Source organism: Devosia sp. ZW T5_3, from assembly GCF_044987315.1.
Classification (GTDB): domain Bacteria; phylum Pseudomonadota; class Alphaproteobacteria; order Rhizobiales; family Devosiaceae; genus Devosia.
On sequence record NZ_JBJDRE010000004.1, the window covers coordinates 234,957 to 257,859 of the forward strand.

Annotated in this window: 17 protein-coding genes and 1 other annotated feature; of the genes, 11 read left to right on the plus strand and 6 right to left on the minus strand. The window is 60.2% G+C overall.

All coding sequences use genetic code 11. The features are described from left to right. Positions 1-3 precede the first annotated feature (3 nt). Complete coding sequence (locus ACI3KW_RS07050) at positions 4-1,560, plus strand: GMC family oxidoreductase (RefSeq protein WP_404847479.1); 1,557 nt, start codon at positions 4-6, stop codon at positions 1,558-1,560. 29 nt (positions 1,561-1,589) lie between these two features. Here ACI3KW_RS07050 and ACI3KW_RS07055 read toward each other — a convergent pair whose 3' ends face one another. After that, positions 1,590-2,936, minus strand: coding sequence for a UDP-glucose dehydrogenase family protein (locus tag ACI3KW_RS07055; RefSeq protein ID WP_404847480.1), 1,347 nt, complete (start codon positions 2,934-2,936; stop codon positions 1,590-1,592). Positions 2,937-3,513: 577 nt separating this feature from the next. On the opposite strand from ACI3KW_RS07055, the gene ACI3KW_RS07060 reads away from it, so the two are divergent. Further along, entirely contained in the window at positions 3,514-4,626 is a 1,113-nt protein-coding gene (locus ACI3KW_RS07060) for a glycosyltransferase (RefSeq protein WP_404847481.1), read from the plus strand. Here ACI3KW_RS07060 and ACI3KW_RS07065 read toward each other — a convergent pair. Then, on the minus strand, positions 4,616-5,863 hold the full coding sequence (locus ACI3KW_RS07065; protein WP_404847482.1) for a glycosyltransferase family 4 protein: 1,248 nt from the start codon (positions 5,861-5,863) through the stop codon (positions 4,616-4,618). The genes ACI3KW_RS07060 and ACI3KW_RS07065 overlap by 11 nt on opposite strands. 334 nt (positions 5,864-6,197) lie before the next feature. Here ACI3KW_RS07065 and ACI3KW_RS07070 point away from each other — a divergent pair, with 334 nt between their 5' ends. Then, positions 6,198-6,674 carry a hypothetical protein gene (locus tag ACI3KW_RS07070; protein ID WP_262167248.1) on the plus strand — a complete coding sequence of 159 codons (477 nt, stop codon included), beginning with the start codon at positions 6,198-6,200 and terminating at the stop codon, positions 6,672-6,674. A gap of 16 nt (positions 6,675-6,690) precedes the next feature. Here the strand turns inward: ACI3KW_RS07070 and ACI3KW_RS07075 are convergent, their stop codons facing one another. Both ACI3KW_RS07075 and ACI3KW_RS07080 read right to left on the minus strand, forming a co-directional pair. Continuing rightward, positions 6,691-7,170 (minus strand): hypothetical protein, encoded by a 480-nt coding sequence (locus ACI3KW_RS07075; protein ID WP_262167246.1) that lies wholly within the window; start codon positions 7,168-7,170, stop codon positions 6,691-6,693. Between the two features lie 138 nt (positions 7,171-7,308). Further along, a complete protein-coding gene (locus tag ACI3KW_RS07080; protein WP_404847483.1) occupies positions 7,309-7,851 on the minus strand; it encodes a transglutaminase-like cysteine peptidase in 543 nt (180 codons plus the stop codon). A gap of 107 nt (positions 7,852-7,958) precedes the next feature. Here ACI3KW_RS07080 and ACI3KW_RS07085 point away from each other — a divergent pair, with 107 nt between their 5' ends. From ACI3KW_RS07085 to ACI3KW_RS07100, 4 genes are all read left to right on the plus strand, one after another. After that, on the plus strand, positions 7,959-8,669 hold the full coding sequence (locus tag ACI3KW_RS07085; RefSeq protein ID WP_262167242.1) for a hypothetical protein: 711 nt from the start codon (positions 7,959-7,961) through the stop codon (positions 8,667-8,669). Then, complete coding sequence (locus ACI3KW_RS07090; RefSeq protein WP_404847484.1) at positions 8,659-10,017, plus strand: O-antigen ligase family protein; 1,359 nt, start codon at positions 8,659-8,661, stop codon at positions 10,015-10,017. Before ACI3KW_RS07085 ends, ACI3KW_RS07090 begins: the two co-directional genes overlap by 11 nt. Positions 10,018-10,436: 419 nt before the next feature. After that, a complete protein-coding gene (locus ACI3KW_RS07095; RefSeq protein ID WP_404847485.1) occupies positions 10,437-12,587 on the plus strand; it encodes a GumC family protein in 2,151 nt (716 codons plus the stop codon). A gap of 173 nt (positions 12,588-12,760) precedes the next feature. Next, the gene (locus tag ACI3KW_RS07100) at positions 12,761-14,176 is read left to right on the plus strand and encodes an O-antigen ligase family protein (protein ID WP_404847486.1); all 1,416 of its coding nucleotides are present in this window, start codon (positions 12,761-12,763) and stop codon (positions 14,174-14,176) included. 39 nt (positions 14,177-14,215) lie between these two features. Here ACI3KW_RS07100 and ACI3KW_RS07105 read toward each other — a convergent pair whose 3' ends face one another. Beyond that, positions 14,216-15,181, minus strand: coding sequence for a glycosyltransferase family A protein (locus ACI3KW_RS07105; protein WP_404847487.1), 966 nt, complete (start codon positions 15,179-15,181; stop codon positions 14,216-14,218). 253 nt (positions 15,182-15,434) lie between these two features. Then, positions 15,435-15,490, minus strand: a sequence feature (sul1 is cis-regulatory element that is thought to sense ions involved in sulfur or methionine metabolism; They are found in Alphaproteobacteria). Between the two features lie 219 nt (positions 15,491-15,709). On the opposite strand from ACI3KW_RS07105, the gene ACI3KW_RS07110 reads away from it, so the two are divergent. The 4 genes from ACI3KW_RS07110 to ACI3KW_RS07125 are packed head-to-tail and all read left to right on the plus strand — an operon-like array spanning position 15,710 to position 21,851. Further along, complete coding sequence (locus tag ACI3KW_RS07110; RefSeq protein WP_404847488.1) at positions 15,710-17,659, plus strand: tetratricopeptide repeat protein; 1,950 nt, start codon at positions 15,710-15,712, stop codon at positions 17,657-17,659. Between the two features lie 55 nt (positions 17,660-17,714). Beyond that, positions 17,715-18,119 carry a hypothetical protein gene (locus ACI3KW_RS07115; RefSeq protein ID WP_404847489.1) on the plus strand — a complete coding sequence of 135 codons (405 nt, stop codon included), beginning with the start codon at positions 17,715-17,717 and terminating at the stop codon, positions 18,117-18,119. Between the two features lie 42 nt (positions 18,120-18,161). Beyond that, the gene (locus ACI3KW_RS07120; protein ID WP_404847490.1) at positions 18,162-20,288 is read left to right on the plus strand and encodes a right-handed parallel beta-helix repeat-containing protein; all 2,127 of its coding nucleotides are present in this window, start codon (positions 18,162-18,164) and stop codon (positions 20,286-20,288) included. Between the two features lie 36 nt (positions 20,289-20,324). Continuing rightward, positions 20,325-21,851 (plus strand): oligosaccharide flippase family protein, encoded by a 1,527-nt coding sequence (locus ACI3KW_RS07125; protein ID WP_404847491.1) that lies wholly within the window; start codon positions 20,325-20,327, stop codon positions 21,849-21,851. Here the strand turns inward: ACI3KW_RS07125 and ACI3KW_RS07130 are convergent. Then, positions 21,848-22,891 (minus strand): NAD-dependent epimerase/dehydratase family protein, encoded by a 1,044-nt coding sequence (locus ACI3KW_RS07130; RefSeq protein WP_404847545.1) that lies wholly within the window; start codon positions 22,889-22,891, stop codon positions 21,848-21,850. The genes ACI3KW_RS07125 and ACI3KW_RS07130 overlap by 4 nt on opposite strands. Positions 22,892-22,903: the final 12 nt, after the last annotated feature.

A 22,903-nucleotide genomic window follows, 5' to 3' on the forward strand; every position in this document is an offset into this window, starting at 1 on the left:
AGTGTGCCGCATGTCGATCTTAGCGCAGCAAATGCTGCGGACCTTGGCGCACGATGGGACGTTTGTGTCATCGGCGCCGGCCCGGCGGGCATAGCCGCAGCGACGCGGCTGGCCCAGCGCGGCAAACGCGTCATCGTTCTCGAAAGTGGGCACTCCGCGCCAACCCCGGAGGCGGCAGCCCTTAATTCCATTGAGACCCCGGCCACCGACTATGGCGGTGCGCTAAGGGGACGTCAGCGCGGTCTGGGCGGCACCTCAGATCTCTGGGGCGGCCGGCTTATCGCCTTGACGCGGCATGATCTTACTGCCCGCGACTATGTCGGCGTCCCCGCCTGGCCGATCGCCTATGACGATATCTATCGTTATACCCGTGATGTCGAAAATCTCTTCGACATGCCGCATCGCGACTTCGAACAATTGCCCCAAGGCCGCCCAGAGAGCCTGGTTTCCATCGGCCGGGTCGATGGGGTCGAATGTCGGCTGCCCAAGATCGTCCCGTTCCGCAACCGAAACGTTTATCTGCAACTGGCTCCCGAGATCGCCCGCAATAGCAATATCACCGTCCTCTCCAATGCAACGGCAGTGGATTTCGACCTGTCACCCGAGGGCAATCGCATCGCTTTGGTCCGCGCCACCGGCTTTCACGGCCACAGCATCTCCATCGCAGCCGATCAGTTCGTCTTTGCCGCCGGCACGCTGGAAAGCACCAGGTTACTGCTATTACTCGCCCGCAAGGCCAATGCCGACGCCAGCTCCACCGGACCGATTGGCGAACATTTCGTCGATCATCTGGCAGCCAATGTCGGCAGGGTGTTTCGCTTCACCCCCAATATGATTGCCTATCTCGTCGGCCATGCGCGCACCGAAGGACAGCGTCACGCCACCCATTTCGAGCTGCTGCCGGCCCCTCAGCGGACCGGCAGCATCGGCTCGGCCTATCTTTGCCTCCGCCTCGACATGAAGGACGAGGAGGTCAACGTGGTACGCGACCACCTGCGCCGACGGCTCGACAAGTCCGACGCCAGTCTCGGCTCTACCCTGGCCTCCGGCCGCAAGATTGCCCATGCCGCTGCTTGGCGTTTGGCGCATTTCGATTGGCTCTTGCCGCCTTCGGTGGAGATTCATGCCGAAATCCGCACTGAACAGCTCCCGGCCGCCGCCAGCCGCATCAGCCTTTCCCAGAGCACAGATCCCTTCGGTGTCCCAAGGGCCAAACTCGATTGGCAGATTCTCGATAGCGACCTCAGAACCGCCGATCAGGCCCTCGCCATCTACCGGCGGATGTGGGAGGGGCATGATCTGCAAAGTGCATGCCAGATCGAATGGTCCGTGCCCCCTGATGCGCCTCTGCGGGAAAGCGATTTCCGCGACGTCTTCCACCCCTCGGGCAGCACGCGCATGGGCTTGAGCGCCGCCGACAGCGTGGTCGACGAGCAATTGCTTTGCCACGCCTTCCCCAATGTGCGGATATTGTCGCCGTCGGTCTTCCCCAGCTCCGGCAGCGCCAATCCAATGCTGACCCTGCTATGCCTGGCCTATCGAATGGCCGACCAGATGTGACGGCAAGGCCGCCCATCTCGATCAAACCATCATTCGGCAGCGCTGGAAATGACTTCGATCGTTTCGCCGTCATTGGGCCGGCCGACGCTTGAATAGGCAAATCCGGCCGCTTCGACTTCGCTCGGGCGGTAGACATTGCGCAGGTCGACCAGAACCGGGCTGATCATCAAATCCTTGATCCGCGCCAGGTCGAGCGAGCGGAACGCGTTCCACTCGGTCACCAGTACCAGGCAATCCGCGCCCTTGGCCGCGTCGTAGGCATCCTCGCAATATTCCACATTCTCCAGCACGGACTTGGCCGCTTCCATGCCTTCGGGATCATAGGCACGTACACGGGCTCCGGCATCCACCAGCGTCTGAATGACGGCAATGGAGGGCGCATCGCGCATATCGTCGGTATTGGGCTTAAAGGTCAGCCCCAGCACGCCCACCGTCTTGCCGCGGGCCTTGCCCTGCAGTGCCGCCACCACCTTGCGGCCCATGGCTCGCTTGCGCTGGTCATTGATGGCGATCGTGGTTTCGACGAGCCGCAGGGGCGTGCCGTAGTCCTGCCCGGTCTTGGCCAGCGCCAACGTGTCCTTAGGGAAGCACGAGCCACCATAGCCCGGCCCGGGATGGAGAAACTTGCTGCCAATGCGGTTGTCGGCGCCAATTCCCCGGGCCACGTCCTGAACATTGGCGCCGGTCTGCTCGCACAGATCGGCAATCTCGTTGATGAAAGTGATCTTCATGGCGAGGAATGCATTGCCGGCATACTTGGTCAGCTCGGCCGTGCGGCGCCCCGTGAAAATCAGCGGCCCCTGGTTGAGATAGAGCGGCCGATAGACCTCCTCCATCACAGGCCGGGCGCGCTCGTCCTCCAGTCCTACCACGATGCGGTCGGGGCGCTTGAAATCCTCGATCGCAGCGCCTTCGCGCAGGAATTCTGGATTGGACACCACCACCACATCGGCATCCGGATTGGTCTCGCGGATGATGCGTTCCACCTCGTCGCCCGTACCCACCGGCACGGTGGATTTGGTGACTACAACGGTGAAGCCTCGCACCGCCTGCGCGATTTCCCGCGCGGCGGCATAGACATAGCTCAGATCGGCATGGCCATCACCACGCCGCGAGGGCGTGCCCACTGCGACAAAGACTATATCCGCCTGGGCCACGGCGGAGGGCAAATCACTGGTGAACTTGAGTCTTCCGGCGCTCGCATTGTTGGCGACCAGCGCATCGAGGCCTGGCTCGAAAATCGGAATTTCGCCGCGCTGCAGCGCCGCAATCTTGGCCTTGTTGAGATCGACGCAGACCACGTCATGTCCGAAATCCGCAAAACAAGCCCCGCTGACGAGGCCCACATAGCCGGACCCGATCATTGTTACCCGCATCGTTCAATCTCCTTCGCCGCGAACTGTTATGCCTCACCGCCGGACGAAGTCGACCTTAGCCCAAAACCATCACCTGTACAGTGAACATTTTTGCAATACTTAAGATCGCAACGATCTGCAAAATTCCAATATTTAACAATTGTGACAGATCGAACAAAGACTACAAATACAGCCGCGCAAGATAGTACAACGCCAAGACCACGCTCCACGCCGCCAATGCCAGAATGAGGATCATGGAACCGCGGCGGCGATAGGGCGTCACACTCCGTTGCGTCTCGGCTTTGTGTCGCGATATCCTTCGCGCGCTCAGGGTCAGCCCCTCGCTATGCACATCGAGGTCATGCATCGAACTACTCTCTTTCTCAGCAAGCTGAGATTACAAAAATGCCAATTAGTGACCATAAAAAGGCCAGTAATACACTTTTCCGACGCCTATTTACCGTGCAGAGATAGTGCAATACTATTTTAAGCAACAGAAACACTAACATAGGCGTTGTATACGCCGATTGCCGCGCCGTTCATATTTCAGTCCACAAAAGACCACCGGACGCATGACGTATTATTGTTTGAGAGCGCGATGAAGAAGGTTGTCTTTGTCATCAACTCGCTGACCGGGGGCGGTGCGGAGCGCATTATGACGCGCCTGCTCGGCAATTCCACCGCAGAAGCCCAAGGCGCCGAGTTGCACTTGATCCTGCTTGATGTGGAGCCCGCCGCCTATCCGGTGCCCCCCTCCATCATCGTCCACCAGCTCGACACCAAAGGCTCGCTGATCGGCGGATTGGTACCCCTCTGGCGCAAGATCAATGAACTGGCGCCTGATATCTGCGTGAGCTTCCTCACGCGCTCCAACCTGCTGTCCATCCTGATCTGCCGCCTCAAGGGTATCCGCTGCGTCATCAGCGAGCGCGTCAATACTACCAGCCATCACCCCCACAACGCAGCCGGCTACATGGCCCGCTTCCTCACCTATGTCGGCTATCGCCACGCCAAACGAGTAATCGCGGTGTCCTCCGGTATCGCCAAGGACCTTTCGGAAAATTACGCCGTACCCATGGCCAATATTTCGGCCATTCCAAACCCGATCGACGGTGACATGATCCGCAGGAACGGTGATGTTCCGGCCGACCTGCCCTATGCCAGACCGCTCATCGTAGGGATGGGGCGCCTAGTGCCCAATAAGAATTTCGCCATGCTGATCGAGGCCTTCGGATTGTTTGGTGCCAGCGGCACCCTGCTCATCATGGGAGAAGGCCCCCTGCTCGCGGATTTGCAGAGGCAAGCGAACGAACTCGGCCTGGCCAAGCAGGTGATCTTCGCCGGCTTCCGCGAAAATCCCTTTAGCGTCATCAAATCAGCCGATTGCTACGTCCTACCCTCAAATGGCGAGGGCTTCCCCAATGGTTTGGTCGAGGCCATGTGCCTGGGCACTCCAGTCATTTCCACCAATTGCCATTCCGGCCCCTCGGAAATCCTGGACGACCGCCCCTATTTCCCGGTCGAGAGCGCCACCGAGTGCAAATATGGCCTGCTGGTTCCAACCAATGATGCGGCAAGTCTGGCCGAAGCGATGAAGCTCGCCCTGCAACCCGACCAGCAACGGGACCGCCGTACCCTCGCGCTGGAAGGCGCCCGACGCTACGCGCTCGATGCCACTATCAAGCAATACTGGCAGGCGATCAGGGGCTGAGAACGGCCATCCGCGCCTGCAACGCTGGCGCCGCTTCGCAATAAACATCCAGCGTCTGCTGCGCCACGATGGGCCAGCTATAGCTCGACATGACTTCAGACCAGTCATGTGCCGGAACATCCTGGTGGCCGTGGCCATCTAATGACTGCGCAATCTTGTCCGCAAGATCCTCCACCGATCCCACCTTGTGATAGCAGTTCGCGGGAAGATCGAGGTCCATATTCGCAGCGATGTCGCTGAGCACCACCGGGCGGCCCAGGCTCATAGCCTCAAGCGCAGCGATCGGCATGCCCTCGTGACTGGATGGCAGCGCGAACACTGCCGCATTACCCAACAATTGCACCAGCGCCTCGCCCTTCTGGAAGCCGGTCATGACAACACCTGGCGTCGCGGCGGCCAGCGCCTTGAGTTCTTTGGAATAGGCACTGGCATGGTCCACGCCGCCCACCAGTACCAGCTTTAGGTCCGGCCGCTGCAGCCGGGCAAAAGCGTGGATCAGGTCGTCCTGCCGCTTTTCCGGCACCAGCCGCCCCACGTGAACGATATACCGGCCCGCCTCCAGCCCGAACTTGTCCAGCGCTTCTCGGCTGCGCGTCGCCTGAGGTAGGTTGACAGCATTAGGTATGTAATTGAATTGGCGGCCAAACCGATCACTCAGCGACCGCGCCAATCCGCGCGACACGCAGATGCGGCCATTCGCCATATGTCCCTGGCACCACTCGCCAAACCGCAGCACCGCCTTGGCCATGCCGCCCCATTTTTCCCGGTCATAGTCGCTGCCATGGTGCGTGCAGACGACCCGCAGGCCCATGGCACGGGCCAGCGGCACCACCATGCTGGGGCCAATGGCATGCACATGCAGCACTTTGGGGCGCACTAACCCCGCCCACAACGTCGCGAGCACGCTATGGACTGGCGCCTCAAGCGACACATTTCGCGGCGCCCACATGGCCCGCGTAAAACTGTTCCTGCCGAGTTGCACCGAGCCTTCCGGCGCGTAGCGGTGTCGCACGACCGTGCAGGTGCGCAGACCCAGAGATTCAAATTCCTCCACGAGCGCGCCGACATGCCGCTCGACCCCGCCTTGCGCGCCATTGACCGAACGAAGCCCGATGAACATCACATCCACCACGCCTAGTTCGAAGCGTTTCCAGCTTCCCACCGCCGCGCCGCGCTGCGTGGCGTCCCCGCCATGCCTCGCCTGCACCCACCGGAGTGGGGTCAAAAAAGGCGCCATTACCGTCTCCCTTAGTCAAGCAGTGTAAAAGCAAGTCTCTCGAAATTCGACCTGCTGGCGCCGCTGCACAAGCCGAACCCCAAACTAATACGCAAGGAACCCTCAGATAGCAATTCGCTAAAAGGCAATAACTAACCACACTATCGACATATCAGCCGCTCCAAAACTGTATATCTCACCTACAATAAATCGGAATTAACTTATTATGGCTCTGCCTCGGCGTTTTTGTACTAACATTTGAAATACATCAATATTCAACGAACAAATGGACAAACCAGTTATTTAAAACCTATGATGACGGCGATGATCAATAATCCAAATCATCTGGAGGCACATGTTGGCGAAGCCAATAACGCGACGCGGCGAAAATCAGCAGTCGCCGCACGATTTCCTGTCCAACCAGCCGCGCTCGACGCATCCCGTCCATCGCAACGCTGTTGGCTGGCGCCTGGAGGCAGTCCGGCAGGTTAGGCTGCTTATGGGCCAGGGCTATCGGCGCTTTGCCGCCCAACACGAGATCGCCAGCCAACTCGGCCGCACCATCGATGAGATGCAGGAATGGGAACGCGACCTGCTACGCTCGCCCGATTACGAGAACGATCTGTTGTGCAGCGAACTGGCGGGGGAGTTTCTCGAGCGGCTGGTGGGCGGTCACTATACCAACGTCCCCCAGTACAAATCCTTCGGATCATACAAGGGCGTCTACAATTTCGAGCGCGCGGCCAATATCGCCAAGGCCCGCCGCCAGAGCTCCATGACCGAAATCCGCACCGCGCTGAAGGCGTCGCCCCGCCCTTCACTGCTGAAGTAGCGGGTGCCGATCGTCCTCAGTTCTCGCTGGCCCGCGGACCGTCTGAATCTCCTCCGGAGAACAAGCTGTCATTGTTGGGCGTGGCAATTGCTGCCGTAACCACGAAGTCACACGCATTGACGGTCTGGTAGATCAACCGGATCTGGGCTTGCTGTGCATCGGTGCGCGCCGATTGGCCGGCCAGCCGTATAGCCACCGCAACTTCGCTCTCAACCCTGCAGAACGGGGTGAACAGCAGATTCGTCAAATCGACGACTAGGTCAGCGACCGATTGGTCAAAGTCGATACCCGGAGCACGCTGCAAGACCGAAAGATACTGCGCCGTTGCGCCAATGCAGGCACCGTTTTGGCTGACCTGCTCGTCGCGCTCCATGCGCACCACGTCCTTGCAGACGCTGACGACCGCATCCCGAGTGGAAAACTCTTGCGCCATACTCCCCTGCATTCCGCCCGCGCTCAACAGCGCGACGCCTGCAGCCAACGCCAATACTCTCATCACATTTATCCTACTACTAGCCGCAAGAATATTAAATTCCTCCGCGGGTAGTTAGTCAAACGAATAATACTTTGTTAAGTAAATACTATTGGTAAACGGCAGTGTTAAAGTGCTTGTGCAAAGCAAAATTCACTCAGATTAGTCAAAGGTCCACCAATTAAGCAGCCCTCCGCGCGAACTGCTTTCGATGCGGTAACCGGTGTCCGCCAGCAGCTTTACGCTGGTGCTGAGATTGTCGAGCACGAATTCGCCTGCGCCAGTCTGCACGATCAGTACCACATGCCCTTCCCCTTGCCGGGTCCTGGTATAGCCGATGCGCAGCGCCCCGCTCGGCACGCCTTGCTCGACAAGCGCGGCCCGCTTGGCCAGGACATAATCCTCGCAGTCGCCTGAGTTGCCCGTAGCCCCCCAGCGATCGAGACTTCCATCCGCGCGCGGCGTGATGGCCCGGTTTACCCGCCGGTTGACGGTCTGCACCAGCTGCACCAGCCCTTGCGAGGCGGCCACCGTGCTCTGCCCTGTTGCCTGGCATTGCTCGCTATGTTGCAAGCAAAACAATTGCAGGCCCAATGGCGGTCGCGACCCTGCCGCCTGCACTGGCGATGAAACAACAAAACCAAGAACAAACGTCGCAAGACACGCTGCGAGCATACTATTTCTGCGAATTTCTACATTTTGCATTTGTATTGACTCAGCAAGAATTCCGCATAACTCTCACCATCAACCAATTAATAATTTGATAAGGTTTGCCGGCGGCGGCTCGGTGAGTAAGGACTAGGGATCCGGCCATGCCCCGCACTCAACATCTGGATCAGGCTAACGCCACCAATCCCTGGATATTTGCCGCGACAGGCGTCGCCTTGATCATTGTCGGGCTTTGGGGCGCCACCCAGGAGGCACCGCCGTTTTTCGCTGACGGCTGGAGCGAACGCACCATTATCGCCGCCGTGCAGACCGACACTATCCGTCCGGCGCCCTCCATTCAGTCGCAACTGAGCTATCTGTTCAATTGCCAGGTTGCCCTCACGTCGCTGTCTGGCCGGGCACAACCCACGCAGGCGCGGCAACAGTCTGCGCAGAAATGCCGCGACGGCGCTGATCAGATTACCAATTCGGCGCCCACATTTTCGGCGGCCTGGCACACGGGCGCGCTTGCTGCTGCCGCCATGGAAGATTGGCCCGGTATGAACTGGCGCCTGCGCCAGTCCTATAATACCGGACGCAACGAGCAATGGCTGGCCGAGCGCCGCATCGATCTGGCGCAAGCCAACCTGGATCGGCTCGATCCGGATCTGCTGCCGAGCAATGACCGCGACTTGCTCTTGCTGCTGGTAGTTGATGGCGGCCGGCAATTTCTCGCACCCCGCTATCATGCCCTGGCCGATCTGCGGGCGCGCATCGATGGGCTACTGCCCAGTCTTGCGGCGGACGACCGCACCCGGTTCCAGAGCATCACGGCCCGGCTGGCCGTGGAACGGTCGCGCAGCAATGGCCGCTGATACCTGGTTAGACGACAACGCTGATGAGCAAGATCAGCCCGCCCAGCGCGGTTCGCTTTCAGGCTACGTATTGTGCTGGGGCCTGATGTTGTTTCTGGCCTGGGTGCCCGTGCCTATGGGCAGCAACCGGGCCATATTTTGGGCCATGAATACCGTTCTGGTTGGTGCGGCGGGCGGCGTGTACTTCGGCTGGCTGGGTCGCAGAGGCACCGCACCCCGGGTCAGTTTGGATCAGCTCGCCCCCCTACCCATCCTTTATGTCTTGCTCATCTTCTATCTTATCGTGCAGCTCATCCGTTTTCCGGTTGCCGGGCTCGACCCCATCTCCATGGCGCCGGGCGCCACACTATGGATGCTGCTGCGACTGGTGACCTATGGCATGCTGTTCTTTCTCGTGCTCCAGGCAACGCGAAACCGCGAACGGTTCAACCTCTTCCTTACCGGCATGCTGACGATCGGCACACTGCATGCCGCCGGCGCTCTCGCTATGCTGCGTATGGGCGATACGCTGCTCGGCTACGAGAAATGGGCTTATCTGGGCTCGGCCACCGGCACTTTCGTCAATCGAAACTCCTTTGCGACCTTCATGGCCCTCAATTGCTGCCTGGGCGCCGCCCTGCTGATCCGCGCCCTGCTGGAAAAGCGCAACGAGGATTACCGCTACGATTATTATTGGCTGCGCCTGGCGCTTATAGGATCAGCCTTGATGATCGTCATGGCGGCGCTGGTCGCCAGCCAGTCCCGCATGGGCGCGCTGGCCGCGGCCTTGGGCACACTCACCACGGTCTTTTTCGCCCTCTTGGCGACATCCCAGCGCAAGCGTACCTTCTTCGTTGCTGCCGGCGTAGTACTGGCGAGTTGCCTCGCCATCGGCTGGCTCTATGGCGAGCAATTGCTGAATCGAATGCTGGATGTAGAGGAGTCCTGGTCCATCCGGGCCGCCCTCTACCACCAGGTTTTGGAGCTGATCGCCCAGCGCCCTTGGACCGGCTTCGGTGGCGGCAGCTTTGAAATCGTCTTCCCCACCGTTCACGCGCCGCCCGTCGGGACGGACCGGCTATGGGACAAAGCACACAACAGTTATCTGACACTATGGTCTGAGCTGGGTGTGATCGCCGGGAGCCTCATTCCGCTGCTTTTGGCCGTCATCGGGTGGAAGTTCTCTGCCGCCTTGCGCCGAAACCGGCGCCTCTGGCTACCCGCTGCAACCGGTCTTGGCTGCCTCATCGCCGTCGCCACGCATGCCTTGGTCGATTTCAGCATGGAGATTCAAGCAGTGGCTTTCTGGTTGGTGGCCATTCTGGCTGCGGCGAGCGCGCAATGCTTGCCACAGTCCGTCAGCACCTGAGATCATCGCGAACATACAAAGAACAAACCATGGCCTTCGTGAGACTCACGGTATCCCAAAATAGTGCCATGGGGACAACTACGCAAAAATTGCAAAGAACAAACGAGAACCTTAAAGAAACAATTGTGGAAACGCGAAAGACTCAGGATGACTCAACACTCTATCCTCCAAATTGCATGATTTTACTTAAGTACTTCAAATTATTTCATCGCTGAAATTACAAATGAAGAAAAATTCAATTGACCAAGAATCGACGACCCGCCGTTCATCGCCGCTCGATTTAACCAGCACGTCGGATACTCGCTAAAAATGAAAAATCCGACATAGCCAATTGTCTTGGTTCAAGTGTAGAGTGAATTGTCATGCTCTATTGTGTGGCTCAATAACGCGTTCAGTACATTGAATATTTCTGGTGGTACATGCACGAGCAAGAATTCGGCCTTCGCAATATATTGGGCACCATTCGTCGGCAATTGGGTCTAATCCTTGCAATCCTGATACTGGTATTGGGAATCTCTGCGCTCCTGATCATCTCGCTCACGCCGATGTATCGCGCCACGACATTGATTCTTGTCGACCCATCCGAGAAGAATCTACTGAACCCCACCAATTCCAACTCGAGTTCGGCCTCGGACAATGCCCGGGTTGAGAGCGAAGTTTCCATCGCCCAATCCGAAAAAACCGTGGAACTCGTCCTCGACGCATTGCGGCTGACGGAGGACCCCTCTTTCCAGCCACAGCCGGGTCTTCGTGAACGTGCTGCCACTTTGCTGCGTATTGCCCCGCCCGAGACCTACACGCCCGAGGAGCTGCGCCAGGTCGCTATCGGCAAGTTGCAGGAATCCATTACTGTCGAGCGCCAGGGGCTGACTTATCTGATTACTATCTCTGCCAACGCCAATTCTCCGGAAAAGTCGGCGCAGATCGCCAATACGATGGCCGAGAAATATATCCAGTCCCAACTGCAGTCCAAAATCAACGGCGTGCTCTCGGGCCGCAACGTCATGGAGCAGCGTGTCAATGAGACGCGAACTGGCCTGGTCGGCGCCGAGCGCTCGTTTAATGACTTCATCATTTCCAGCGCCCGCACCATCGCCGAGCAGTCCGGTCGCACCGATATCGACCAGATGCGGATCGAGCTGGAAAAGGTCGTTAGCGATCGCGAAACTGCATCCAGCACACTGACCCTGGCTGAAACCGGCCTGTCTCAGAACAACTGGGCCCAGGTCGCCGATACCCTTAATACCCAGACGCTGCGGGATTTGCAGCAGCGCGAGCGTGAAATCAATGAGCAACTGACGAGCGTCGTCGACGGCTCCGAACAGGCCGATGCCCTGCGCGCGGAATTGGTCGGCGTGCTCGACAATTTCCGCACCCAGGCCAATGCTCAGCTCGAACAATTGCGCCAGGAGATCGCCGCCAACCGCGCCGTCGAAACCGACCTGCAATTGCAGCTCCGCTCCAATATCCTCACCAGCAACCTGCCGCCCGAAGTCCTGGCGACCATGTATGAGCTGCAACAGAACGCCGAGATTGCGCGCACGCAATATCAGCAGATGCTCGTGCGCCTGCGTGATATCGAGGCCCAGGCCTATCTTCAGCTTGCCGACAGCCGCATCGTCTCCGAGGCAACGCCGCCATCCAGCCCCGCCTTCCCCAATACGCGCTTCCTGTTCATGGTCGCCGGTATTCTCGGCCTGCTGCTGGGCCTCACGGCCGCTTTCCTGCGCGAGCAATTCATTGGCGGCATCATCAGCACCGACCAGCTTGAGGGCATTGTCGGCCCGACCCTGGTTACCAGCCTTCCCAGCCAGAAACGGCTGGGTCGCAACCAGGAGGGCAAGGCGGTCAAGAGCCTCACCGAGTTGATTGCTACCCAGCCCTATTCCCGGTTTGCCGAAGCGGTGCGCCGCCTCATGATCAGCACCGATCAGGCACTGCGCCGGGTGCGCGGCGATGATCTGTCCGATGCAGCCTCGATCATCATGATCACTTCGGCTAACGCGGGCGAGGGCAAGACCACTGTGGCGGTGTCGCTGGCGCGGTCCTACGCGATTTCAGGCCAATCGACGATCCTGATCGATGCCGATCTGCGCCGTCCCGCCGTTCACAAGGAACTTGGCCTTGAACCTTCCGATGCGCTCGCCGATTATCTGGCATCGGCTGGTACACCGGGCGACGACATTGCCCCGCTCATGCTCACCGACGGGCTGAGCAAGGCCAAGTTCATCATCGGCAGCAATATCCGCGGCGCCGCGGCAGGCCAGGTCGTGTCCGGCGAACGTTTCGCCAAGCTGCTCAACAATGCCTCGCGCCTGTTCGACGTGGTCATCGTCGATACCCCCCCGGTCGGGGCGTTGGTGGATGCGCTCTATCTCGCCCAACATGTCGACGTCATCGTCAATGTCGTTCGCTTTGGCACCACGTCCCAGAAGGAGGTGCGCGCCACCCTGCGCGAACTGGTGGAAGCTAAGCAGGACAATGCCGAAGTCGTCGCCCTGCTCAATGCCGAACCCCAATCCCAGACGGAAACCCGCCGGCGCTTCGGCAGCTATTACGTCCAGGGCTAACAGTTGGGCAAGGGTGTCGAAATGGTGATTTTTGAGAGCCGGAGCGCAGCATACTTTTGGCTATGCGAGCACCGCAAATGCAGAAAGTCGCCATCGGCAGGCCGCTATTACCTCGCTGCCCACGCAACGTAACCAGCGAAAGGGCAAAAGCCATGTTGGAGGACTCCCCGGGGATGCCCCTGCCCCTTTTGGTGGTAGGAACGGGCATCTGGCTGGTACTGGTCTGGATCCTGCTGCCACGCCTGCGTGGCCCGGCCGCGCTGCTGTTTATGGTGCTCTCGGCCCGCTACCTGGTCACCTTCTACCATGACTATACCACCCGTCCGCTCTTTGGCGGACAGAGCCTGAATTCCTTCATCACCCTAGGCATCACGGCGGCATGCCTGTTCTATTCCCGCCGCGACCTCATCCGCTATCGGGCCATCCTGCCGGTCTATGGGGTGATCGTCGCCCTTTTGGTCAGCGGCCTGCTGAACATGGATTTCACCGGTACTCTCAACGCACTGATCCGGCAGTTCCTATTTCTGGGCCTGATGATCCTGGTCGCCACCGCCATAGATGCCGAACCCAATGATGGCAGTGTCAGCCGCCTCATGCTGGCCGCCTTCGTGGTTCCCCTCTGCTATCAGCTGATGTCTGTGGTGTTCCGCCTCGGCAAGGCCTCCGAAAGCGACGGCTCGATCAGCTATATGGGCGGCTATGTCCATGAGGGCGTATTCTCGATCCTGCTACTGACAGCCCTCACCATCATCGCCTTGTCGGGCGGGCTTACCTGGAAGCGCCGCACGGTCTACATGGCGGTCATCTTCGCGGCTCTGTTCCTTGCCAATTACCGCACTTCGGTGATCGCGGCGGCGCCGATCCTGCTCATGCACATTGTCTTTGGCAGCGCCAACACGGCCCGGGCGGGTCTCGCCAATTATGTGCGGGCCGGCGCGTTTATGCTCGCGGTCATCTTTGGCGCGCTGATGGCCGTCCTGCTGTCCCAGCGCATGGCAGATCTGGGTACCCTGCTCACCTCTGGCGGGGGCCTCATCAAACCACCGTCCGAGTTCGGCACCGAGGATCGCGGCCTGCTATCGGGCCGCATCCTGATCTGGAGCGATTATATCTACACCACGCTCCGCTCGGACGTATCGCACCTGATTTTCGGCTTCGGCCCGGATTCCTGGCAGCAGGTCTTCTCGATCTATGCCCACAACGTCTATATCTCGTACATCTACGAGATCGGCTTTGTCGGCACCGCGCTTTTTCTCTATATGCTCGGCCATTTCCTGTGGCTGGCCTTTTCGGCACGCCCAGACAAACGCTGGTACCTGGTGGGTGCACATCTCTGTTATGGCGTATTGTGCCTGGGCACCATGCCCACATTTTCCATTGAAGGCGTGCTGTTCTACGCCGTCATCTGCGGCTACACGCTTTACTATTATCTGGCCGAACGCGTGCAGTCCAAGCACGTCATGCCGCGCAACAATGTCCGGCCTTTCCGCCTCGCCCGTGCCCGCTCTCTGCGTCGCCCGCGTGGTCTGCCCGACGGCACGCGCCCGGTTGCACCCACCAATGCGCGCAAACGTACGCCGGTGCGCTAACATCCAGAACCGCCAGAAGTGCAAACTGATGGAACGGCCCTAACGTCCGCGCAGCAACGCCCGTGACTTATGCACGCCGCGCGCCACCGCCGAACCGACGCGGTTGGACAAGGCCCGCAGCATGAAAAACCGGAACGGATCGGTATCGCCATCGAAGTCTGCCCAGCTATGAGGTTTGAGTCCCTCGGTTCTGGCACTGACCATGGCGTAGTTGAAGATTTCCCGGTTCTTCAATTGCCGCAGCAATCCAGCAATGCGCGGCGGTTCGCCGGCCATGATCTGGTCCACGGTCTGCACGATGCAAGGCACGGTGTTCGCATAGCCCTTCTTGGTCGTCATGTTGACCGCATCGCGATAGTAATTAGCCGTAATGGCACCCGTATAAACTGCCTGCCCTAGATGGGCGACGCGCAACCAGGTATCCTTGTCCCCACCACGCCGGCAGCGCCCTTCGGGAAACAGCCCGGCTTCCAGCAACGCCACCCGCCGGCAGGCCGTGGCCGAGGTCCAGATCGGGGAAGCGTTCAGCGCTACCCAATGCTGCAGCAGCGCGCGAAAATCCATCTCCACGGCGCGGCCGGCAAAATGGCGGGTAAAGGGATCGATCTCGTGCCGGTCGCCCGGATAGATGTCCTCATAACCGGAAAAGAGCGTCACCACCCGGTCTGGCTCCTTTGCCTTCCCCAGCGCGGCGGCCAAGGCCGCTAGGTGATCGACGCGCCATTCGTCATCCGCATCAAGAAACGCGATCCAGTCGCCATGCGCCATTTCAATGGCTCGGTTGCGCGCAGCATACCCGCCGGGCCCCGGCGCACCGCGCTGCTCGTGCCGGATCAGGCCATTGGACTGCGCCTTGACCCATTCATAACCGCCGTCGCTCGAGCCATCATCGACCACGATGATCTCGACCGGCGCAAGACTTTGCCTCAATACGGAAGACAGCGCTCGCTCGATATGCGGGCCCTTGTTGTAAAGCGGCACGACAACTGAAAAAGTAGCGACCACCTATTTCACCCGTAACCAAATTGAGCCAAGTATCGCGTGAAATCCTCGCCAGAGGAAGCGTCGGCGCGGCAAAACGCGGTCAGAACGTCTCACCCAGCGCCCCCAACCTGGCCTACGACGAGCGTTGATGCCAAACACATTGCCACCCCGAGCCGCGTGGTTTCTCCGGGCCAGGCAGCTTGGCTGCAGCGTGTACAGATTCATGATGTTGTTGATTATCGTGGCCGGAGCAGCAAGCAGGCTGGTGTCGGTGGATTGTTCGGCGGATCGGCGGCCGAAATAGCCACCCGGATTTTCACCGGGTCCGTGCGATTAATTTCAGCTTGAACCATTGAGCAAAAAAATCAAGCATCCAAATTCGAGAAATCAACGATCAAGTTCACATCATTTTCGGCATTAATACTCAAAAGACAATTTCATCAAGGAAACACAACTTGTGTGTTGACTAATCATACGCCACCATAAATTCTTAAGAAGATAAACGGTTCAAGTTGCGTAGATTTATGCCTCTGAAATAGGAATACTTGCATGAGTTCTGCAGCAAAAATCGCTTTCGTTACAGTGCTTTGCCTGTTTGTTGGTCCAGAATGGAGCATCGCGCAGGAAACAGCGCCCCAAACCGCGGGCGAAATACCGGCTGTGACCTCGTTCGATGCCTTGCTGCAATCTGCCACGCAGGATCTTGAGGCCAGCGCCGCGGACTCCGGGGCCATGGCCAATATGGCGTTGGCTCGGGTAGCCTTTTCCTCCACTGATCCTGCTATTCAGGTCACGGGCATCCCCTTAGCCGAGAAGGCCGCCGAGCTCGGCGCTGTCGAGGCCAATCTGCTGCTCGGCGATATCTATCGCCGCGGCGGCTATGGCGCCGCCCCCGATCTGGTTCGGGCCAAGGCCTATCTCGAGGCTGCCTTCAAGGATGGTTCCCTCCAGGCGGCAGTTGCCCTGGGCACGCTTTATTTCGACAGCGACTTCACTCCCGAAGGTCGCAAGCGCGGCCTCGAACTGCTGACGGCCGCTGCCAATGAAGGCAGTGTCGAAGCGGCCAACGCATTGGCCAATGTTTATCTCCAGGGCAAGGGCGTACCCATCGACACCAGCAAGGCTCTGCACTATTTCGGCGTTGGCCTCGTCTCCAACAGCAATAATTCGATCGTCGCCTTGGGCGATGTACTGCGCGGCGGCGCGGCCAATCTGCAACCCAATCCCCAAGTCGCCATGGAATTTTTCGAGCGCGCCTCCAAGCAAGGCGATCTCGGCGCTGGCCGCCGCATTGCCGACATGCATCTGCGCGGCGAGGCCGTGACGCAAAGCGTCCCCCAAGCCATCGCCATGCTGACTGATCTAGCCCAAAAAGGCGACGCCAATTCCTATATAGCCTTGGGCGATATCTTCACGCGGGGAGAGTTCGTCGCCACCGACGGCGCCCGCGCGATCGAATATTTCAAAAGCGCCCAGGCCTTGGGCAACACCACCGGCATGATCCGGCTGGCCGAACTTTACATCAATGGCCTGCCCGGTACGCCCGTCGATATCGGCCAGGCCATGGACCTCTATGCCAGTGCCGCCGAGCTGGGCAACACATCAGCCAAACGCGCTCTGGGCCGGGCTTTCCTCACAGGGCAATTCGGCACCACCGACCCACGACGCGCTATAGCCCTGCTCGAAGACGCGGCCCGTCTGGGCGATGGCCAGGCGGCCAAGGACTTGGCCGTACTCTACGCCACCAACGACCCCTTCCCCGCCAATTATGACGAGGTCAAAACCTATCTCGATCTGGCGCTGGCTGTCGGCAATACCGGTGCGGCCCTCGAGGTCGCCTCTGCCATTGCCACCGGCCCGCTGGCCCGCACCCATCGCGAAGATGCGCGCCTCCTGCTAAACGGAGCAATGGATGGCGGCGTGCCCGGCGCGGCCGCCACACTGGCGCGCCTGCAGCTTGATGGCGCCTTCCCGGCCGAAGGCGTCGGCGGCGTTATCAGCATGCTCAACAATGCCGCCAAGAGCGGCGATAACGACTCCGCCCGCTTCCTGATCGGCCTTTACCGCGACGGTTATGGCTTGCTGTTGCCGCCCGATCCGGCCGCCGCCAACGACTTCCTCAATTCGGTCGCGGCCAGCATCGGCCCCGAAGCGACCACCGTCGAGCGCATCCATCTCGAGGCTCTCAAAAACGAAGATGTCGACACTCTGGCCAGCGTAAGCGAGCAGATCTCCACCCTGTCAAAAGCCAGCGCCATCCAGGTGCTCGATATCCTGCGCCGGAAGAATGCGCGGGCTTATGTCTATGTCCTGCAACAAGGCCTTTCGAGCCGTGGTCAATATAGCGGCCCGCTTTCTGGCACACTCGACGCCACCACGATCCGGGCATTCAACGCCGTCTGTTCCGCGCTGAATGCCGAACGTGCCTGTGCCCCAGGTCCCCTAACGCGCGGCGCGTTGCTGACCTTGGGTAATTACGTCCTGCAACCCGCGACCTGACATTGGGGCGGTCCCGTTCCCATGCCAGCATGTCTGCAACAAGGAGGGTTCGACTATGACACGCATTTCGCCGCTTCACGCCGCCACAATCGCCCTTGGCCTCAGCCTTTTGGCCGCCCCCGCCGCCATGGCGCAAGCATCTACCTGCGCTAGTCCCGGCACTTATGCGTTCAGCAATATTACGCTGGGTAGCAAGGATTTCCTGCCCAGCATGTCCAAACAATTCGCTGCAGCCGGCCTCATGGCCCAGCGCGGCAATTGCACCGTCGAAGTCATCTGCCCGCGCGCCGATGACACCCAGCTAGGCCGTGACGCGGCCGCGCTCACCTGCAGGGCCGCCCGAGACATTGTCGTGCGTGGTGGCAGTGCCGCCAGTTTCAGCTTCGACGACGTCAAGAATACGCGCCCCAGCCCCGGCAAGGGCATGAACGCCGGCAGCATCTATATCACCCTCAAATAAGCTCAGCCCGCGTGCCTGGGACGAAGACTTGGAGCTATCGCTATGAATTTGACGCGCCGGCATTTTTTGGCTGCCGCCACCGGCCTTGTCGCCAGCCAGGCCGCAGGCCGCGTATTGGCCGCCAGCAACGTTGCCTATGTCACACCGAACGGCCAGGGCAACGGCACCTCATGGGAAGATGCGGCCAGTATCACCAACCTGCCCGCGCTGATTAAAATGGTCGGCGCTGGCGGGCTCATCGCCCTGCTCGCCGATGGACAATACAAGGTCGACAAACCCATTGAGATTTTCGGGGATAGCGGCGGCGAAGTCACCATTTTCGGCTCCAGCAGAAATCTTGGCCCACGCACCGCCCGCATTGTCGGCACCCGTCGCGGCTGGACCTCCGGCAAGGTCAACGCCTCCCAATTCGGCGGCAATACCCTGTTCGAACTCGGCCAGAACGGCTCCAATCTGCGCCTGGCCAATCTCGACATCCGCAATATGGGCCGCGTGCTCGATATGAGCGACCGCCGCGCCCGCAACATCACCATCGAAAACGTCGCCTTCACCAATATCCGCGACGGCATCTACACCAATGGCGGCTCGGCCATCAGCAATGTGACGATCCGCAATTTCAGCGGCCGCGGCTTTTCGAAAAAAGCCATTCGCTTCCATGGCCGGTGCTCGAACTGGCTGGTCGAAAATTGCGAACTCGATAGCGGCCAGCAATATGGCGACAGTTTCGCCGTCGGCATCGAATGCCATGACAGCGCCAATGGCCTGCGGGTCGTCGGCGGCTTCACCGCCAATTGCATGGAACAACACAATGACGGCGATAAATACTGGAATGGCGACGGCATCGCCAGCGAGCGCGGCAATTCCAACATCCTGATCCAGAACCACCGCTCCTATGGCAATTCCGATGGTGGCTATGATCTAAAATCCGAAGGCACCAAACTGGTCAATTGCGTCTCGCAAGACAATAAGCGCAATTACCGCATCTGGGGCGGCACCGGCCGCCGGCCCGTAGAATTGCAGGGCTGCTCCAGCATAGCGCCACGCAATCGTGGCGGCGTTGGCGACACTCACCACATGTGGCTACGCGGCGCCGAAGGCAATGAACGCTGGGCCGCCAGCGTGGTCTGGAGCAATGGCGTGCTCGCCGGCGGCAGCAACGACATCGCCATCTATGCGGAAGGCGCCAATGTCGCCGTCCACCTGGTCGATACCGACACGTCCCGCCTGTCAAAATCCACCAAGCTGTTCTCCGCCACCGCGGAAAGCTCCAAAATCGTCGTTGGCTCCGCTGCCGATACCGGTGTCGATCAGGTATTGACCGAAAGCCCGATCCTCGCCATTGCCGGCGCCCATCTGACCATTCCCCTCAAGGCCGATGGCGACGTCACCTGGCGCGTTGCCGAGAAAGACGGCAGCCTGCTCCCTGAGCTCGACGGCCAAACCGTCAGCCTCGACGTGCCAGACGGTAGCCGGGGAGGCCAGTTGATCCTGCAGGCCCGCGATAGCCGCGGCATTGCCATCGAAAAAGAGCTGACCGTCGAGGCCAAGGAAAACCCCGTCGGCGCCGGTGCAGTTCTTGCCCTGGCCTTCGCACCGGGCGCACAAACCGACGCCGTCACCGATGCCGTCGGCCTCAATCAGCCCGTCCTCACCGGCGCCGCCGATTTCCAGGATGGCGGCCTGCGCTTTTCCGGCAAGGACACCTATCTCGAAATCCCGAGCTCCGCCAATTTCGCCCTCGATGGCCCTTTCTACATCCATTTGCGCTTCAGCCTTGATGCCGACAACGGCACGGACGAGCTCAATGTCCTGAGCAAATGGCAATCCTCGTCCAACCAGCGCGCCTTCCTGTTCCGCCTGGATCAGGAGCGCAAGCTGAGCTTTGTCTGGTCGACCAACGGCCGCTCGCAGGACGAGAACGTCATAGCCGGCCCCCAACTCGCCTTTGAGCGCGTCTATGACGTGGTCGTCAGCAAATCCGCCGATGGTTATATCGAGCTGATCGTCGATGGCGTCACCGCCGGCCGCTCGCCCAGTCCCGTCGAAGCCCTCAATGCCAGCCCCGCCCCGTTGCGTGTATCCGGCCGCGCCGGCGGAGACGCCGCAGGGAAAGGCACGCTCTATGCGCTCGATATCTATCGTGGCCACAGCTATCAGCCGCCCGCCTGAAAGCGGGCGACCTAACCTTGCAATGATCGGGACCGCATGAGCTCGCATCGCCGTTTCGTAACGAGCGTCGCCTGGTCCATGCTGGGCAATGCCGCCAACAATCTGGTCGGCTTCGCCGTCTTTGCAGTGATCGTGCGACTGGTCGAGCCGTCGGCAATTGGCGTATTGGCTTTTGCCGTGGTCTTCGTCGACATGGGCAAGATTTTCGTCTCTGCCGGCGTGCCCGATCTCATCGTGCGCCAGAAAGAGTGGAGCGACGATTACGCCAATATGTGCTTCTGGCTGAACATGCTTGTGGGTGCGTTATCCGCCCTCGTTGTCGTGTTCATCGTCGGCCCCCTCGCCGACATCAATTTCGCCCCCGGCACCACCCAAATCCTGGCCGTTCTCGCCACTTGCTTCCTCATCGACGCCGCCCGCGTCGTGCCAGAATCCCGCCTGCGCCGGGAGTTTAACTATCGCGCTCTCGCCCGGCGTGGCCTCATCGCCAATATCCTCTCGGGCGTGCTTGGCATCGGCATGGCCCTCACCGGCTGGGGCATCTGGGCGCTGGTGGCGCAGCGCGTCTCCAGTTCCTTGCTCACCACCACCCTCACCCTGGCCGCCGCCGGATGGTCCCCGCATCTCAAGGTCTCGTTCACAGGCGCCAGAAGCGCCACCGCCCACGGCATGGGCCTGGCCGGCGCCGCCTTGCTGAAGCTCCTCACAACCCGCCTCCCCGATCTCATGCTCGGCCTCTTCCTCGGCCCGGTCCCCGTCGCGCTCTATCGCGTCGGCGCCCGTGGCTTCGAGGCCCTGTTCCAGCTGGCCGTCAACCCGATCAGTTCGGTGTCCCTCAGCAGCTTCGCGCAAAAGGAACACGAGGGCATTCTGGGACAAGCCTATCTCGGTACACTCCGGGTGCTCGGCATCCTCATCTTCCCGGTCTTCCTCGGCGCCGCAGCATTGGCCGGGCATTTCGTGATCCTGATCTTTGGCCCCAATTGGGACGATTCCGCCGTGGTCATGGGCATTCTATGCGCCGCCGCCCCCGCCGCGATGGTGTCGACCTTGCTTCACGCGGCCCTCTCCGCCGCCCGCAACACCAAGCTGATCTTTTCGCTCTACGTCGTCTCCGCGGCCTCGACCGTGCTCGTCCTGCTCGTGACCATCCCCCTCCACGGCCTCGTCTGGTCGGCCGCCGCGCTGGCCATCCGCAGCTATCTGGGCACCATCTTCAGCACGATCCTGGCAGCCAAAACCATAGGCATCACCGCCACAAAAGCGCTCCGGGCCGCCTTCCCATCCCTGCTCTCCAGCTGGATCATGCTCGGCGCCCTGCTGGCCCTGTCAACGCTTCTGCAAAACCAGCACATGCTGGTGCAGATCCCGCTGCTCATCGCCGCAGGCATCGCCATCTACGCATTCATGATGGGCGTGATCTTCCGCCGCTCAACCCTGGCGGCCCTCTCCGGCGCAGCGGAAATCTTCCCCCAATTGGCCAAGCTGCAACTCCCCGCCGCCTGGACCAAGCTACTGGACCGCGCCCATCTGCGCGGCCACAAAGCCGGGCTCGGGAGCTAGTTGGTCCAGCGCAGCCCATCCGTAAGCTGTTTGTTAGCGATATGCCGCTCCAGCACCTTGAGCCGGATCAATTGCGAACTGCGGAAATCCGCATCCGAAAAATCGATCCCGCGCAAGCCGCTGACCAATTGCTCGATCGATTGCGCCAGCGTCACCTGCGGCTGATGCTTGGGCGCTAGCCCCGCAAACTTGTCGAAATTGACCCGATACGAGCGGCTATCCGCCGGCGCATCCGTATTGATGCTGACTTCGGTGCCCGGCACGGCCTTGGCCACCGCATTGGCCAGGTCCCGCACCTGATAATTGCGGTCATTCGAGCCGGTATTGCACACCAGATATTGCCCGCCATTATCGGCGCTGCGATGGATCGCCCAATCCATGGCCCGCGCCATGTCCTGCACATCGATCAGCGGCCGCCAGGGCGTCCCGTCGCTCAACACAGTGATCTTGCCCTGGCTCAGCGCACAGGCGACAAAATCGTTCAGCACCAGATCAAGCCGCAACCGGTCCGACATGCCACAAGCCGTCGAAAACCGCAGGCTGGTGATCGTCATATCGGTATCGAGCGCGCTCAGCGCTTCCTCGGTCCCGATCTTGGATTTGGCATAGGCCGTCACCGGGTTGAGCGCGTCGGTCTCCTTGCGCGGCCCGCCCTCGGCCACGCCATAAACGCTGCAGCTCGAGGCAAAAACGAAGTTCTTCACCCCCGCCTTGCTGGCCATGCCGGCCACCGCCGTCGTCGCCCCCTGGTTGATCTCGGCGGTCACCGCCGCATAGCGGTCCCCCATCGGATCGTTGGAAACCGCCGCCAGCTCCACCACCGCATCATAGCCCTCAAGCTGCTGGGGCTTCATGCTGCGCACATCGCCAAAGAATTGGCTGTCCAGATGCCGCTCCGGCAGGCCAGAACGCGAGGTCAGGCTATGAGCGAAATAAGCATTGTCGAACCCATCGATAATATAGTCGGGGTATTTCGCGCGTAATGTCCGAGCGACGACCGGACCGATGTAACCCATATTGCCGACAATCAAGATCTTCATCATATCACCATT

Bases quoted from the DNA above. Each gene is read 5' to 3' on its own strand.
- ACI3KW_RS07060 (WP_404847481.1), top strand. From the start codon at position 3,514: ATGAAGAAGGTTGTCTTTGTCATCAACTCGCTGACCGGGGGCGGTGCG.
- ACI3KW_RS07100 (WP_404847486.1), top strand. From the start codon at position 12,761: ATGCCCCTGCCCCTTTTGGTGGTAGGAACGGGCATCTGGCTGGTACTG.
- ACI3KW_RS07125 (WP_404847491.1), top strand. From the start codon at position 20,325: ATGAGCTCGCATCGCCGTTTCGTAACGAGCGTCGCCTGGTCCATGCTG.
- ACI3KW_RS07075 (WP_262167246.1), bottom strand. From the start codon at position 7,170: ATGAGAGTATTGGCGTTGGCTGCAGGCGTCGCGCTGTTGAGCGCGGGC.
- ACI3KW_RS07080 (WP_404847483.1), bottom strand. From the start codon at position 7,851: ATGCAAAATGTAGAAATTCGCAGAAATAGTATGCTCGCAGCGTGTCTT.
- ACI3KW_RS07055 (WP_404847480.1), bottom strand. From the start codon at position 2,936: ATGCGGGTAACAATGATCGGGTCCGGCTATGTGGGCCTCGTCAGCGGG.
- ACI3KW_RS07120 (WP_404847490.1), top strand. From the start codon at position 18,162: ATGAATTTGACGCGCCGGCATTTTTTGGCTGCCGCCACCGGCCTTGTC.
- ACI3KW_RS07065 (WP_404847482.1), bottom strand. From the start codon at position 5,863: ATGGCGCCTTTTTTGACCCCACTCCGGTGGGTGCAGGCGAGGCATGGC.
- ACI3KW_RS07085 (WP_262167242.1), top strand. From the start codon at position 7,959: ATGCCCCGCACTCAACATCTGGATCAGGCTAACGCCACCAATCCCTGG.
- ACI3KW_RS07130 (WP_404847545.1), bottom strand. From the start codon at position 22,891: ATGAAGATCTTGATTGTCGGCAATATGGGTTACATCGGTCCGGTCGTC.
- ACI3KW_RS07090 (WP_404847484.1), top strand. From the start codon at position 8,659: ATGGCCGCTGATACCTGGTTAGACGACAACGCTGATGAGCAAGATCAG.
- ACI3KW_RS07095 (WP_404847485.1), top strand. From the start codon at position 10,437: ATGCACGAGCAAGAATTCGGCCTTCGCAATATATTGGGCACCATTCGT.
- ACI3KW_RS07115 (WP_404847489.1), top strand. From the start codon at position 17,715: ATGACACGCATTTCGCCGCTTCACGCCGCCACAATCGCCCTTGGCCTC.
- ACI3KW_RS07110 (WP_404847488.1), top strand. From the start codon at position 15,710: ATGAGTTCTGCAGCAAAAATCGCTTTCGTTACAGTGCTTTGCCTGTTT.
- ACI3KW_RS07070 (WP_262167248.1), top strand. From the start codon at position 6,198: ATGTTGGCGAAGCCAATAACGCGACGCGGCGAAAATCAGCAGTCGCCG.